Origin of the sequence: Sphingomonas sp. Leaf5, from assembly GCF_001421155.1 — a bacterium.
Classification (GTDB): domain Bacteria; phylum Pseudomonadota; class Alphaproteobacteria; order Sphingomonadales; family Sphingomonadaceae; genus Sphingomonas.
Window position 1 is genome coordinate 226791 of the sequence record NZ_LMJZ01000001.1, and the last position, 12607, is coordinate 239397.

15 protein-coding genes are annotated in these 12607 nt (G+C 64.6%); 13 read left to right on the plus strand and 2 right to left on the minus strand.

All coding sequences use genetic code 11. From position 1 onward, the window contains the following. Positions 1–82: 82 nt before the first annotated feature. The 4 genes from ASE50_RS00970 to ASE50_RS00985 all read left to right on the plus strand — a co-directional run bounded on the left by ASE50_RS00970 (position 83) and on the right by ASE50_RS00985 (position 3718). A complete protein-coding gene (locus ASE50_RS00970) occupies positions 83–1063 on the plus strand; it encodes an NAD(P)H-quinone oxidoreductase (RefSeq protein WP_056395578.1) in 981 nt (326 codons plus the stop codon). A gap of 331 nt (positions 1064–1394) precedes the next feature. Then, a complete protein-coding gene (locus ASE50_RS00975; protein WP_082438756.1) occupies positions 1395–2057 on the plus strand; it encodes a DUF1013 domain-containing protein in 663 nt (220 codons plus the stop codon). 117 nt (positions 2058–2174) lie between these two features. Beyond that, positions 2175–3053 carry a dienelactone hydrolase family protein gene (locus tag ASE50_RS00980; protein ID WP_056394549.1) on the plus strand — a complete coding sequence of 293 codons (879 nt, stop codon included), beginning with the start codon at positions 2175–2177 and terminating at the stop codon, positions 3051–3053. 41 nt (positions 3054–3094) lie between these two features. Further along, positions 3095–3718, plus strand: a complete 624-nt coding sequence (locus ASE50_RS00985) for a glutathione S-transferase family protein (protein WP_056394552.1) — start codon at positions 3095–3097, stop codon at positions 3716–3718. 22 nt (positions 3719–3740) lie between these two features. Here the strand turns inward: ASE50_RS00985 and ASE50_RS00990 are convergent, their stop codons facing one another. Both ASE50_RS00990 and ASE50_RS19330 read right to left on the minus strand, forming a co-directional pair. Further along, positions 3741–4388: a peptidylprolyl isomerase gene (locus ASE50_RS00990; RefSeq protein ID WP_056394555.1), complete on the minus strand. Its 648-nt coding sequence runs from the start codon at positions 4386–4388 to the stop codon at positions 3741–3743. 184 nt (positions 4389–4572) lie between these two features. Then, a complete protein-coding gene (locus tag ASE50_RS19330) occupies positions 4573–4815 on the minus strand; it encodes a GFA family protein (RefSeq protein ID WP_321163357.1) in 243 nt (80 codons plus the stop codon). A gap of 262 nt (positions 4816–5077) precedes the next feature. Here ASE50_RS19330 and ASE50_RS01000 point away from each other — a divergent pair, with 262 nt between their 5' ends. The 9 genes from ASE50_RS01000 (at position 5078) to ASE50_RS01040 (ending at position 12606) form a co-directional block, all read left to right on the plus strand. Beyond that, positions 5078–5347, plus strand: coding sequence for a hypothetical protein (locus ASE50_RS01000; RefSeq protein WP_056394558.1), 270 nt, complete (start codon positions 5078–5080; stop codon positions 5345–5347). Positions 5348–5632: 285 nt separating this feature from the next. Continuing rightward, positions 5633–6004: a 30S ribosomal protein S12 gene (rpsL, locus tag ASE50_RS01005; protein ID WP_055757399.1), complete on the plus strand. Its 372-nt coding sequence runs from the start codon at positions 5633–5635 to the stop codon at positions 6002–6004. A 99-nt stretch (positions 6005–6103) separates the two neighbouring features. Further along, complete coding sequence (gene rpsG / locus ASE50_RS01010; protein WP_055997235.1) at positions 6104–6574, plus strand: 30S ribosomal protein S7; 471 nt, start codon at positions 6104–6106, stop codon at positions 6572–6574. A gap of 95 nt (positions 6575–6669) precedes the next feature. Beyond that, entirely contained in the window at positions 6670–8763 is a 2094-nt protein-coding gene (gene fusA, locus ASE50_RS01015; RefSeq protein WP_055996124.1) for an elongation factor G, read from the plus strand. Between the two features lie 201 nt (positions 8764–8964). Beyond that, positions 8965–10158 (plus strand): elongation factor Tu, encoded by a 1194-nt coding sequence (gene tuf, locus ASE50_RS01020; protein WP_055756924.1) that lies wholly within the window; start codon positions 8965–8967, stop codon positions 10156–10158. A 152-nt stretch (positions 10159–10310) separates the two neighbouring features. After that, entirely contained in the window at positions 10311–10619 is a 309-nt protein-coding gene (rpsJ, locus tag ASE50_RS01025; protein WP_033921125.1) for a 30S ribosomal protein S10, read from the plus strand. Between the two features lie 322 nt (positions 10620–10941). Then, complete coding sequence (gene rplC, locus ASE50_RS01030) at positions 10942–11667, plus strand: 50S ribosomal protein L3 (protein WP_056395581.1); 726 nt, start codon at positions 10942–10944, stop codon at positions 11665–11667. 2 nt (positions 11668–11669) lie between these two features. After that, complete coding sequence (gene rplD, locus ASE50_RS01035) at positions 11670–12296, plus strand: 50S ribosomal protein L4 (RefSeq protein WP_055996119.1); 627 nt, start codon at positions 11670–11672, stop codon at positions 12294–12296. Next, on the plus strand, positions 12289–12606 hold the full coding sequence (locus ASE50_RS01040; RefSeq protein WP_055996116.1) for a 50S ribosomal protein L23: 318 nt from the start codon (positions 12289–12291) through the stop codon (positions 12604–12606). Before rplD ends, ASE50_RS01040 begins: the two co-directional genes overlap by 8 nt. The last annotated feature ends 1 nt before the right edge of the window (position 12607 follow it).

A 12607-nucleotide genomic window follows, 5' to 3' on the forward strand; every position in this document is an offset into this window, starting at 1 on the left:
TGCGAGCAGCGTTGACCCTGTGGCCGACGATGTCAATAACGCGCCGGTGCAGGGGGAAGACTATATGGACGTGCCAGCGGCGATGCGTGCGATCGATCCGGCCGAACCGGGTGGTCCGGAAGTGCTGACGATCGTCGAACGCCCGACGCCGCACCCGGCGCAGGGCGAGGTGCTGATCCGCATCGCCGCCGCCGGCGTCAACCGGCCTGACGTCCTGCAACGCACCGGCGGCTATCCGCCACCGCCCGGCGCATCCTCGATCCCCGGTCTGGAGATTGCGGGCGAGGTCGTAGGCTTGGGCGAGGGCGTCGAGCCGCACTGGCTGGGGCAGTCGGTCTGCGCGTTGCTGGCGGGCGGGGGCTATGCCGAATATGCCGTGGTCCCGGCGGGACAGTGCCTGCCCGTTCCGCAAGCGTTGTCGATGGTCGAGGCGGCGGCGCTGCCCGAAACGCTGTTCACCGTGTGGACCAATTTGTTCGAACGCGGGTACGCGGCGGAGGGCGACACGGTGCTGGTCCATGGCGGCACCAGCGGTATCGGCACGATGGCGATCCTGCTCGGTCGCGTCTTCGGTCTGGAGGTCATCGTTACCGTCGGCAGCGATGCGAAGGCGCGCGCCGCACTAGACCTGGGGGCGGCGCATGCGATCAACTATCGCACCGAGGATTTCGTCGAGCGCGTCGCCGACATCACCGGCGGCAAGGGCGTCAGCGTCGTGCTCGACATGGTCGGCGGCGACTATGTCCCACGCAACATCAAATGCCTTGCCGAGGATGGTCGCCATGTCTCGATCGCGGTGCAGGGCGGGGCGAGCGCCACCGTGCCGTTGTGGGATATCATGCGCCGCCGGCTGACGCTGACCGGGTCGACGCTGCGCGCCCGCGATGCCGCGTTCAAGGAAATGGTCGCCGACGAACTGTCGCGCACGGTATGGCCGCATATCGAGGCGGGGCGGCTGCGCCCGGTGATCGACAAGACCTTTCCGCTGGACCAAGCGGCCGATGCGCATCGGCGGATGGAGGCGGGCGATCGTGTCGGAAAGATCGTGCTGACGGTGGGATAACCCCTCCCTCGCCCCTTCGGGAGAGGAATACCGAAGCTTGCCAGCTCGCTGGCTAGCGCAGGTTGGGAGAGGGGAAAAGCGAGCCAGAAGGCTCGCGCGCTCGCATGCGAGCGCCGACCCCTCTCCCAGCTCCGACTAGGTCTTTGCCATGCAAGGCCCAAGTCTGCGCATCCCTCTCCCCTCTACGGGGGAGAGGGAGACAAGGGTAGCCGAACACCGCCCCGGCAGGTGCTTGCCCTTTGCGGCGACCTGCCCTAAGTCCGTATCTAACGTGGCCGCCCGGTTTGGGCGGCCCTTTCTATTTCGGAGACCCGTCGTGGCCCAGCCGCTGATGCCGCACGCGACCGCTTCCTGGCTGGTCGACAACACCGCCTTGTCCTTTCCGCAGATCGCCGATTTTTGCGGCCTTCACGTTCTTGAAGTGCAGGCGATTGCCGACGATACCGCCGCGACCAAGCTGACCGGTCGCGATCCCGTCCGCGCGCACGAACTGACGATGGACGAAATCGAGAAGGGGCAGAAGAACCCCGATTACCGTCTGGTAATGATGAAGGGACCCGATCAGGTCCGCCGGACCAAGGGCCCGCGCTATACCCCGGTGAGCAAGCGGCAGGACAAGCCGGACGGCATCGCGTGGATCATCCGCAACCATCCGGAAATCAGCGACGGCGCGATCGGCAAGCTGATCGGCACCACCCGCACCACCATCGCCGCGATCCGCGACCGTACCCATTGGAACATCGGCAACATCACGCCGAAGGACCCGGTCACGCTGGGCCTGTGTTCGCAGCGCGAACTCGACGCGCTGGTCGGCAAGGCCGCGAAGGCTGCCGGGATCGAAGCCCCCGCCGACACCCGTCTGGAGGGCGATCGCGAGGCGCTGATCGAGCAGCTCCGCAACGAACGTACGCAGGCCGCCCGCGACGCCGAACTGGCCGAACGCGGCGAACTGCCCGAAACGTCGGGCTCGTTCTTCGATCCGTTCAAGCGCTGAACCACTAAAGCGCATCTGCGCGTAGAATGGCCCGGTCGCTCGTATCGAGCGGCCGGGCCATTTGCGTAAACCGACCAGTCGGTTAGGTTGCCCACGTCCCCAGTGGAGTGAGCAGCCATGTCCGACCTTCGTGCCCGCGCGATCGCGCTTTACGACGCCTTCACCCACGAACATCGCGACCGGCGGGCCTTCATGGCCGAGATGGTGGCGCTGGCGGGGTCTGTCGCCGCTGCTGAAACGCTGATCGCGGGTATCGCCGCGTCGCCCGCCGCCGCGCAGCAGATCGAGTCGACCGATGCCCGGCTCGATACCGCCAAACGCAGCGGTACTGAGGCCGGGCAGCCGGCCACCGCCTATTTCGCGGCACCGAAGGGTATGAAGCAGCCGCTGCCGATCGTGCTGGTCATCCATGAAAATCGCGGGCTGAACGCGCATATCGAGGATGTCGCCCGTCGCGTCGCACTGGCGGGGTTCCGCGCGATCGCGCCCGATTTCCTTGCGCCACAGGGCGGCACCCCCGCCGATGAGGATCGCGCCCGTGCGCTGATCGGGACGATCGATTACGATCTTGCGCTGGCACAGGCCAAATCCTTCCTCGCAAAGGCGCGCGGCCAGCGCGGCGGGTCGCACACCGGCGCGGTCGGCTTTTGCTGGGGCGGGGCGTTCGTCAACCGGCTGGCGGTGGCCGATCCGGCGCTGACCGCCGGGGTCAGCTATTACGGCCCGGCCCCCGATCCGGCAGAGGCGACGAAGGTCCGCGCGGCGTTGCTGCTGCAACTCGCCGAAAAGGATGCGCGGGTGAATGCGACGGCGCTGCCATGGGGGGAGGCGCTGCGTAAGGCGGGCAGGAACGCGACGACCCATGTCTATCCGGGCGTCGATCATGCGTTCAACAACGACACCTCGGCGATGCGCTACGACGCGGCGGCGGCGAAGCTGGCGTGGGAACGGACCACGGCGTTCCTGCATCACGAACTTGACGCGAAACGCGGATAAGTTCCATCTTTGTTCCTGACGAATCGCAGGGGAGATGCAGCATGACCGGACTGACGCTTTACACCAACCCGATGTCGCGTGGCCGGATCGCCCGCTGGATGCTGGAGGAGGTCGGTGCCGAGTATGACGTTGAGGTGCTCGGCTATGGCGGCTCGATGAAGGCGGACGCCTATCTCGCGCTGAACCCGATGGGGAAGGTGCCGGCGATCGTCCATGACGGTCGCGTCGTCACCGAATGTGCGGCGATCTGCGCCTATCTGGCCGACGCTTTTCCGGCGGCCGGCGTCGCGCCGACGGCGGAGGAGCGCGCCGATTATTATCGCTGGATGTTCTTCGCCGCCGGGCCGCTGGAACAGGCGATCACCAACCGGTCGCTGGGGGTGACGCCGAGCGAGGATCAGCAGCGCATGGTCGGCTATGGCGATTACGACCGCGTCGTCGCGGTGCTGGAGCAGGCGGTGTCGGCGCATGACTATATCGCCGGCGACCGCTTTACCGCCGCCGATGTCTATGTCGGGTCGCATGTGATGTGGGGCACGCAGTTCGGGACGCTGCCCAAGCTGGACCCCTTCATGGCCTATATCGGGCGGCTTGCGGCTCGCCCGGCGCATGTCCGGGCCAGCGAACTGGACGATGCGGCCGTGGCCGAGATGCAGGCGGCGTAACAGGTGACGGGGCAGGTGCGATCTATCGCGGCACGTCGATCAGCCAGACCTTCGGCCCGCCGGTCGGCTTCGGCGTCCCGTCCAGCCGGCGGGCGCGCAGGATGCGGACCGGGTCGAGGATCATCTGCCCCTTCATCGCATCCGATCCGCCGCCGGTCGGCTTGGCAAGGATGCGCTTGACCGTCGCCATGCCGCCGACCACCCGCCCGAAGGCGGCATAGCCGGGGAAGTCGCCTTTCGCGTCCATGCTCGGCATCGCGCCGACCAGCAGCACGAAATTGCCGCCCGCCGAATTGGGTTCGGGCCGCCGCGCCATCGAGATCCCGCCGTCGACATGCTTGACGCCGGTCCGGTCGGTCCGTTCGTGGGGGAAGGGGGGCAGGATGCGTCGCGCATCGGTGCGGATGCCGCCCTGCACGAAACCCAGCGACGGATCGGCCTTGCGCCGCGCCGACCGGTAGAAGATCGTGCCGTCGAACCGGCCGTCATCGACATAGGCGAGGAAATTTTTCGACGTCGCGGGTGCCCGCCTGACGTCGAGCGCGACGATGATCGGCCCCGCCGAGGTGTCGAACCGGACCCGGACATAACCGGGTGTCGCACGGGTGGCGGACTGGGCGGACGCGGGCACGGCGAAGGCCAGCAGGATCAGGGCAAGCAGGATACGCATCGCCGCTACCTACCGTCCCGAACAGTCCGGTGAAAGCATGTCAGCCTGCTTGGGTCGCGGCATAATCCGCCAGCAAGGGGCCGAACGCCTCGGCCGGCGGAAACTGCGGATAGCGATGGCGGGCGGGCGTCATTGCCCATGGCAAGGCTTCATCGGTCCATGTCTCGATGAACGGGGCGAATGGTTAGGGGGTGTCGAGTGCACCGACCCGGACATTGGCAAAGCCCGGATCGGGTTCGATCCGCGTGAACAGCCAGCTTTTGCAATGGTCGCAATGGTGATGTCGGACCTGTTCGCCGTGCAGACCGCCGATGACCGGTTCGCCCTGCGTGACGATCAGCGCCGCGCTCGGCACCGCGACGTTCAGCGAGAAGGCACTCCCGCTCATCTGTTGGCACCCGCGGCAATGGCAGGCCATGGTCATCATGGGTGTCGCGTCGATGCGGAACCGAATCCGTCCGCAACGGCAACCGCTTCTATAGGGAGTAGAAAGGGCATGGTTCGCTCCGGGCTTGATCGCTGCGTCGGCTCTACGTCACCGGTTCGCCTAGGTAAATCGGGACGCTGGCAGTGCCGTGACCGGCCGCTGCGGTGGTGGCGCTGGTTTTGGCGGTCGGCGCGGTGGCGGACGCTTGCGGAACGGGCGGGAGGCTTTGACGTTGACCGGGAAATCCTGCTGGGAGAATGCCATGATCCGCTTCGCCGTCGCCACCTTGCCCGTCCTCGCGCTGCTCGGCGCCTGTGGGGGGCAGGAGATCACGACGACCAACGACAACAACGTCGTGCTGAACGACGTCTACGCCAATGCCGCCTTCCGCAACGATGGCGAGGTCGGCAACGAAATGATCGCGATCAACCCGATGGAGACCGAAGCCAATTCGGTGACGACCGCGGGCGACGCGATGATGGGCACCACCCCCGACGCGATGAACGCGACGATGGGCAACAGCGCCAACTGATCGCATCCGATCGACAGGCCTGTGGCGGGCGGCGGGGCAGCGGCCTCGCCGCCCGTTCGTACATGCGGCGGTCCGCCGCGTGCCATTGACCGATCGGGGTGCCGCCTATATAGGCCGCGCGTCCCGCTGGGTCGGCGTCGTAGCCGTCGCTGGCCTGCATGTGGGTTCAAAGAGCTGAACATTGCTGGAGACATCGGCCTCGTGGCGATTCGCACACGTGGCCTTTGCGCATTTCTGACAGGAACGGCTCCGGCAAAGTAACCGCAAGATAAGGTGAAGGGCTTCATGCCGACGATCAACCAGCTGGTCCGCAAGGGCCGCGAACCGCAGAAGGCCAAGTCGAAGGTCCCTGCGATGGACCAGAACCCGCAGAAGCGCGGTGTCTGCACCCGCGTTTATACGACGACCCCGAAGAAGCCGAACTCGGCTCTGCGCAAGGTGGCCAAGGTCCGCCTGACCAACCAGCGCGAAGTCATCAGCTACATTCCGGGTGAAGGCCACAACCTCCAGGAGCACTCGGTCGTGCTCATCCGCGGCGGTCGTGTGCGCGATCTTCCCGGCGTTCGCTACCACGTCCTGCGCGGCGTGCTCGATACGCAGGGTGTCAAGGATCGCCGCCAGTCGCGTTCGAAGTACGGCGCCAAGCGTCCGAAGTGATCCCGCGCCGCGCTGATCGCCAGCGCGGCCAGAGGTCCATCTACCCCCAGTAAGCCCCCGACGGGTTCGGGAACCGGCTGAAGATTGAAGGAATATCTGATGGCTCGTCGTCGTCGTCCCGAAAAGCGGGAAATCCTGCCTGATCCCGTATACGGGGATGAGGTTCTGACCAAGTTCATGAATTCGGTGATGCTGGACGGCAAGAAGTCCGTCGCCGAAGGCATCGTCTATTCGGCCTTCGAAACCGTCGAGAGCCGCGCGAAGCGCGATCCGCTGGGCGTGTTCCACGATGCGCTCAACAACGTGAAGCCGAACATCGAAGTGCGTTCGCGCCGCGTCGGTGGTGCGACCTATCAGGTCCCGGTCGAAGTCCGCTTCGAACGTGCCCAGGCACTGGCGATCCGCTGGCTGATCACCTCGGCCCGCAACCGCAGCGAGAACACCATGTCGGCACGCCTGTCGGGCGAGCTGATGGACGCTGCCAACAACCGCGGCAACGCGGTGAAGAAGCGCGAAGACACGCACCGCATGGCGGAAGCGAACCGCGCCTTCTCGCACTACCGCTGGTAAGTCTCGGCGGTGGCTTTTCACCGCTGATGCAACCGACTATATCGTGGGGAGCGGGCGACATGCCTCGCTCCCCACATTGCTAAGGAAGCACGATCATGGCCCGCAGCCATCCGCTCGAACGGTATCGCAACATCGGCATCATGGCGCACATCGACGCCGGCAAGACGACCACGACCGAGCGTATTCTTTACTACACCGGCAAGTCCTACAAGATCGGCGAAGTGCACGAAGGCACGGCCACCATGGACTGGATGGAGCAGGAGCAGGAACGCGGCATCACCATCACCTCGGCGGCAACCACCTGCAAGTGGCGCGCGGAGGAGGGCAAGGGTGAAGAGCACCTGATCAACATCATCGACACGCCGGGCCACGTCGACTTCACCATCGAAGTCGAACGCTCGCTGCGCGTGCTCGACGGCGCGGTCGCCTGCTTCGACGGCGTTGCCGGCGTCGAGCCGCAGTCGGAAACCGTGTGGCGTCAGGCCGACAAGTACGGCGTGCCGCGCATGTGCTTCGTCAACAAGCTCGACCGTACCGGCGCCGACTTCTATTTCTGCGTCGACTCGATCATCGAACGTCTGGGCGCACGTCCGGCGGTCCTGTATCTCCCGATCGGTATCGAAGGCGGCTTCAAGGGTCTCGTCGATCTGGTCGAGAACCGCGCGATCATCTGGCTCGAAGAGTCGCTGGGCGCGAAGTTCGAATATCAGGACATCCCGGCCGACATGGCCGAGAAGGCCGCGAAGTATCGCAGCGAACTGATCGAAATGGCTGTCGAGCAGGACGACGACCTGATGGAAGCCTATCTCGAAGGCAATGAACCGTCGGTCGCCGATCTGAAGGCGCTGATCCGCAAGGGCACGCTGGCGATGAGCTTTGTGCCGATCGTCTGCGGTTCGGCGTTCAAGAACAAGGGGGTGCAGCCGTTGCTCGACGCCGTTGTCGACTATCTGCCGTCGCCGCTGGACATTCCGGACGTGCAGGGCGTGAAGCTCGACGGCGAGACCCCGGATTCGCGTCCGCCGGCCGATGACGCGCCGATGTCGCTGCTCGCGTTCAAGATCATGAACGATCCGTTCGTCGGCACGCTGACCTTCGCCCGCATCTATTCGGGTACCCTCACCAAGGGCGGGTATCTGAACTCGGTGAAGGACAAGAAGGAAAAGATCGGCCGTATGCTCCTCATGCACGCGAATTCGCGTGAGGACATCGACGAGGCGCGTGCGGGCGACATCGTCGCGATCGCGGGTCTGAAGGAAACGACGACCGGCGACACGCTGTGCGACACGTCCAACCCGATCATCCTCGAGCGGATGGAGTTCCCGGAACCCGTCATCGAGCTGTCGGTGGAACCGAAGACCAAGGCCGACCAGGAAAAGATGGGCATCGCGCTCAATCGTCTGGCTGCCGAGGATCCCTCGTTCCGCGTGTCGACCGATCACGAATCGGGTCAGACGATCATCAAGGGCATGGGGGAACTTCACCTCGAAATCCTCGTCGATCGCATGAAGCGCGAGTTCAAGGTCGAGGCGAATGTCGGCGCGCCGCAGGTGGCGTATCGCGAATATCTCGCGAAGCCGGTCGAGCTGACCTACACCCACAAGAAGCAGTCGGGTGGTTCGGGCCAGTTCGGCGAAGTCAAAGTGAAGGTCATTCCGGGCGAGCGCGGCACCGGCTACCAGTTCTTCGACGAGATCAAGGGCGGCAACATTCCGCGCGAATATATCCCGTCGGTGGAAAAGGGCATGCGCGAGACGGCGCAGACCGGTTCGCTGATCGGCTTCCCGATCATCGACTTCGAAGTGCATCTGATCGACGGCAAGTACCACGACGTCGACTCGTCGGCACTGGCGTTCGAAATCTGCGCGCGTGGCGCGATGCGCGAAGCGGCCCAGAAGGCCGGCATCAAGCTGCTCGAGCCGATCATGAAGGTCGAGGTCGTGACCCCGGAAGATTATCTGGGCGACGTCATCGGCGACATGAACAGCCGTCGTGGCCAGATCCAGGGTACCGACAGCCGCGGCAACGCGCAGACCGTCGAAGCGATGGTCCCGCTCGCCAACATGTTCGGTTATGTGAACCAGCTCCGCTCGTTCACCCAGGGCCGCGCGCAATATTCGATGCAGTTCTCGCACTATGACGAAGTGCCGCAGAACGTTGCGGATGAAGTGAAGGCGAAGATGGCCTGAAGCGCACGCAGCTAAAGCGATTTAGCTGTGAGACGCTGAAGGCCGGCCGGCGGGGCGGCTAGTCCGCTCCGACCGACGACCGGGGATTTACTCCCCGGTCGGCCCTCCGCAACCGAGGGCTGGCATTACGAAACAACACCCGCTAAAGGGCCGCGTTCGCGTGGCCCCGGCGGCACCGAATTCGAATCAGAAGGTAGGAAAATGGCTAAGGCAAAATTCGAGCGGAACAAGCCGCACCTCAACATCGGTACCATCGGTCACGTCGACCACGGCAAGACCTCGCTGACCGCCGCGATCACGAAGGTGCTGGCTGAAACGTCGGGCGGCGTCGCCGTCGACTTCGCCAACATCGACAAGGCTCCCGAAGAGCGCGAGCGCGGCATCACCATCTCGACCGCCCACGTCGAGTATGAAACCGCCGCCCGCCACTATGCGCACGTCGATTGCCCGGGCCACGCCGACTATGTGAAGAACATGATCACCGGTGCCGCGCAGATGGACGGCGCGATCCTGGTCGTGTCGGCTACCGACGGCCCGATGCCGCAGACCAAGGAGCACATCCTGCTAGCCAAGCAGGTCGGCGTTCCCACCATGGTCGTCTTCCTGAACAAGGTCGATCTGGTCGACGACGAGGAAATCCTTGAACTCGTCGAGATGGAAATCCGCGAAGAACTGTCGAAGCGTGAATTCGACGGCGACAACATTCCGATCATCCGTGGTTCGGCCACCTGCGCGCTGTCGGGTTCGAACGACGTGTTCGGCAAGGAAGCGGTTCTCGCGCTGATGGCAGCAGTCGACGAGTCGATTCCGCAGCCGGAGCGTCCGCTGGACAAGCCGTTCATGATGCCGATCGAAGACGTGTTCTCGATCTCGGGTCGTGGCACCGTGGTAACCGGCCGCGTCGAAACCGGCATCGTTAAGGTTGGTGAAGAAGTCGAAATCGTCGGCATTCACGAATCGGTCCGCAAGACCGTCGTCACCGGCGTCGAAATGTTCCGCAAGCTGCTCGACCAGGGCCAGGCCGGCGACAACATCGGCGCGCTGATCCGCGGCGTTGCCCGTGACGAAGTCGAGCGTGGTCAGGTTCTGGCGAAGCCGGGTTCGATCACGCCGCACACCGACTTCCAGTCGTCGGTGTACGTGCTGTCGAAGGACGAGGGTGGCCGTCACACGCCGTTCTTCGCCAACTATCGTCCGCAGTTCTACTTCCGCACGACCGACGTGACCGGCACCATCGAACTGCCGGAAGGCACCGAAATGGTCATGCCGGGCGACGAAGTCGCGCTGGGCGTGAAGCTGATCGCACCGATCGCCATGGACGTCGGCCAGCGTTTCACCATCCGTGAAGGCGGTCGTACCGTCGGCGCAGGGGTTGTCAGCGGCATCGACAAGTAATATAGCGACTCGAACAGGCGGCGGTCCCCGGAGACGGGGGCCGCCGTTTGCTATTTAATGAGGGCACCCCGCTTTTTTGGCCGGGGTTTCCACCAAGCCTTTTGTTAATCAAGAGCCGTCCCAACGGCCCGCTCTTTCGCATCGGTAGGACCATGGACAACAATATCCGTATTCGCCTGAAGGCGTTCGACCATCGCGTGCTCGACCAGGCGGCCGGCGATATCGCCGACACCGCGCGTCGCACCGGCGCCCTGATCCGTGGACCAATTCCGCTGCCCACGCACATCGACAAGTTCACGGTCAACCGCGGCCCGCACATCGACAAGAAGTCGCGCGAGCAGTTCGAGACCCGGACCTACAAGCGTCTGCTCGACATCGTGCAGCCGACCCCGCAGACCGTCGACGCGCTCATGAAGCTCGACCTCGCGGCAGGGGTGGACGTAGAGATCAAGCTGGCGTAATAGCCGGCTTCCGCGATGCAGGGTGATTCCGCCCTGCGTCGCGCTTTCGCTTCCCGCTGGTTCGTTCTGAACGGCCGCGGTCGAAGCCGGGAAAGCAACCACAGGGATACCGAACGGCACGACGCTTCCGGGCAAATGCCGTTGTCCGCGTCCCCGCTATCGTCGATGCAACTCCCTCATGGAGCAATTCGGCGATGTCTGGCCCTGGCGGGGGCGTGCAGATCGCAAGGGCTGGGGCTTCGGAGGCGGGTGACCGCGCACCGGAGCCTTTTTCGTTAGGCAAGCTCGTCGTCAAGACGAGCCTCTGTTGGAGGAGTTGGTCATGCGTACTGGTGTGATCGCGAAGAAAATGGGTATGACCCGGCTGTTCCAGGACGATGGGCGCCATGTGCCCGTCACCGTCCTGCAGCTGGAAGACGTGCAGGTCGTCGCCCGTCGTGAACTGGATCGGGACGGGTACGTCGCGGTGCAGCTCGGTGCCGGCGTCGCCAAGGCGAAGAACGTCGCCAAGCCGCAGCGCGGCCATTTCGGCAAGGCCGAAGTGACCCCGAAGGCGCGCGTTGTCGAGTTCCGCGTGGCGGACGATGCGTTGCTCGATGTCGGTGCCGCCATCGGCGCCGATCACTATGTCGCCGGTCAGCTGGTCGACGTTTCGGGCCGTACGCAGGGCAAGGGTTTTGCGGGTGCCATGAAGCGCTGGAACTTCGGCGGTCTGCGCGCGACGCACGGCGTGTCGGTGTCGCACCGTTCGCACGGTTCGACCGGTCAGCGTCAGGATCCGGGCAAGGTCTTCAAGAACAAGAAGATGGCCGGCCACATGGGTGACCGTAACCGCACGCAGCAGAATTTGCAGGTCGTGTCGACGGACGTCGAGCGCGGGCTGATCTTCATCAAGGGTTCGGTTCCCGGTCACAAGGGAAGCTGGCTGACGGTCAAGGACGCGGTGAAGGTCGCGCGCCATGCCGACGCTCCGTATCCCGCCGGTCTGAAGAGCGCCAACAGCAACGACGCCGCCGCATCGGCTGCGACCGACGGCCAGGAGGGCTGATCATGAAGGTCAAGGTACAGACCCTCGATGCCGTCGAAAACGGCGATATCGAGCTGAACGACGAGGTGTTCGGCCTCGATCCGCGTGCGGACATCCTGCACCGGGTCGTGACGTGGCAGCTCGAAAAGCGTCGCGGCACCGCCCGTGGCACCCGCGAGCGTGCAGACGTTGCCCGCACCGGCAAGAAGCTGGGTCGCCAGAAGGGCGGCGGTGTCGCCCGTCACGGCGATCGCCGCGCTCCGGTGTTCGTCGGCGGCGGTAAGGCGCACGGCGCCCGCGTCCGCGACTTCAACCCGGGCCTGAACAAGAAGGTTCGCGCGCTCGGTCTGAAGATGGCGCTGTCGAGCCATGCCAAGGCAGGTTCGCTGGTCATCCTCGACGGTCTGACCGTTGCGGACGGCAAGACGCAGGTCCTGCTCGGCAGCCTTGCCAAGCTGGGCTTCGGCAAGAAGTCGCTGGTGATCGATGGCGATGCCGTCGAAAACAGCTTCGCGCTGGCCGCTCGCAACCTGCGTCAGGTCAATGTCCTGCCCGCCGGTGGCGCGAACGTCTATGACATCCTGAAGCACGACACGCTGGTGCTCACCCGCGCCGCCGTCGAAAAGCTGGAGGCCCGCTTCAATGGCTAAGCAGCAACAGTCGGCTATCGACATCCGTCATTACGACGTGGTGCTTAGCCCCCACATCACCGAAAAGTCGACGATGCTCTCCGAGCATAACGCCGTCGTCTTCAAGGTCGCGAACAAGGCGTCGAAGCCGGAGATCAAGGCAGCGGTCGAAGCGCTGTTCAACGTCACCGTCACCGGCGTGAACACGATCGTGACCAAGGGCAAGACCAAGAAGTGGAAGGGCGCGCCCTACACCCGGTCGGACTTCAAGAAGGCGATCGTGACCCTGGCCGACGGCCAGTCGATCGACATTACCGAGGGGGCCAAGTAAC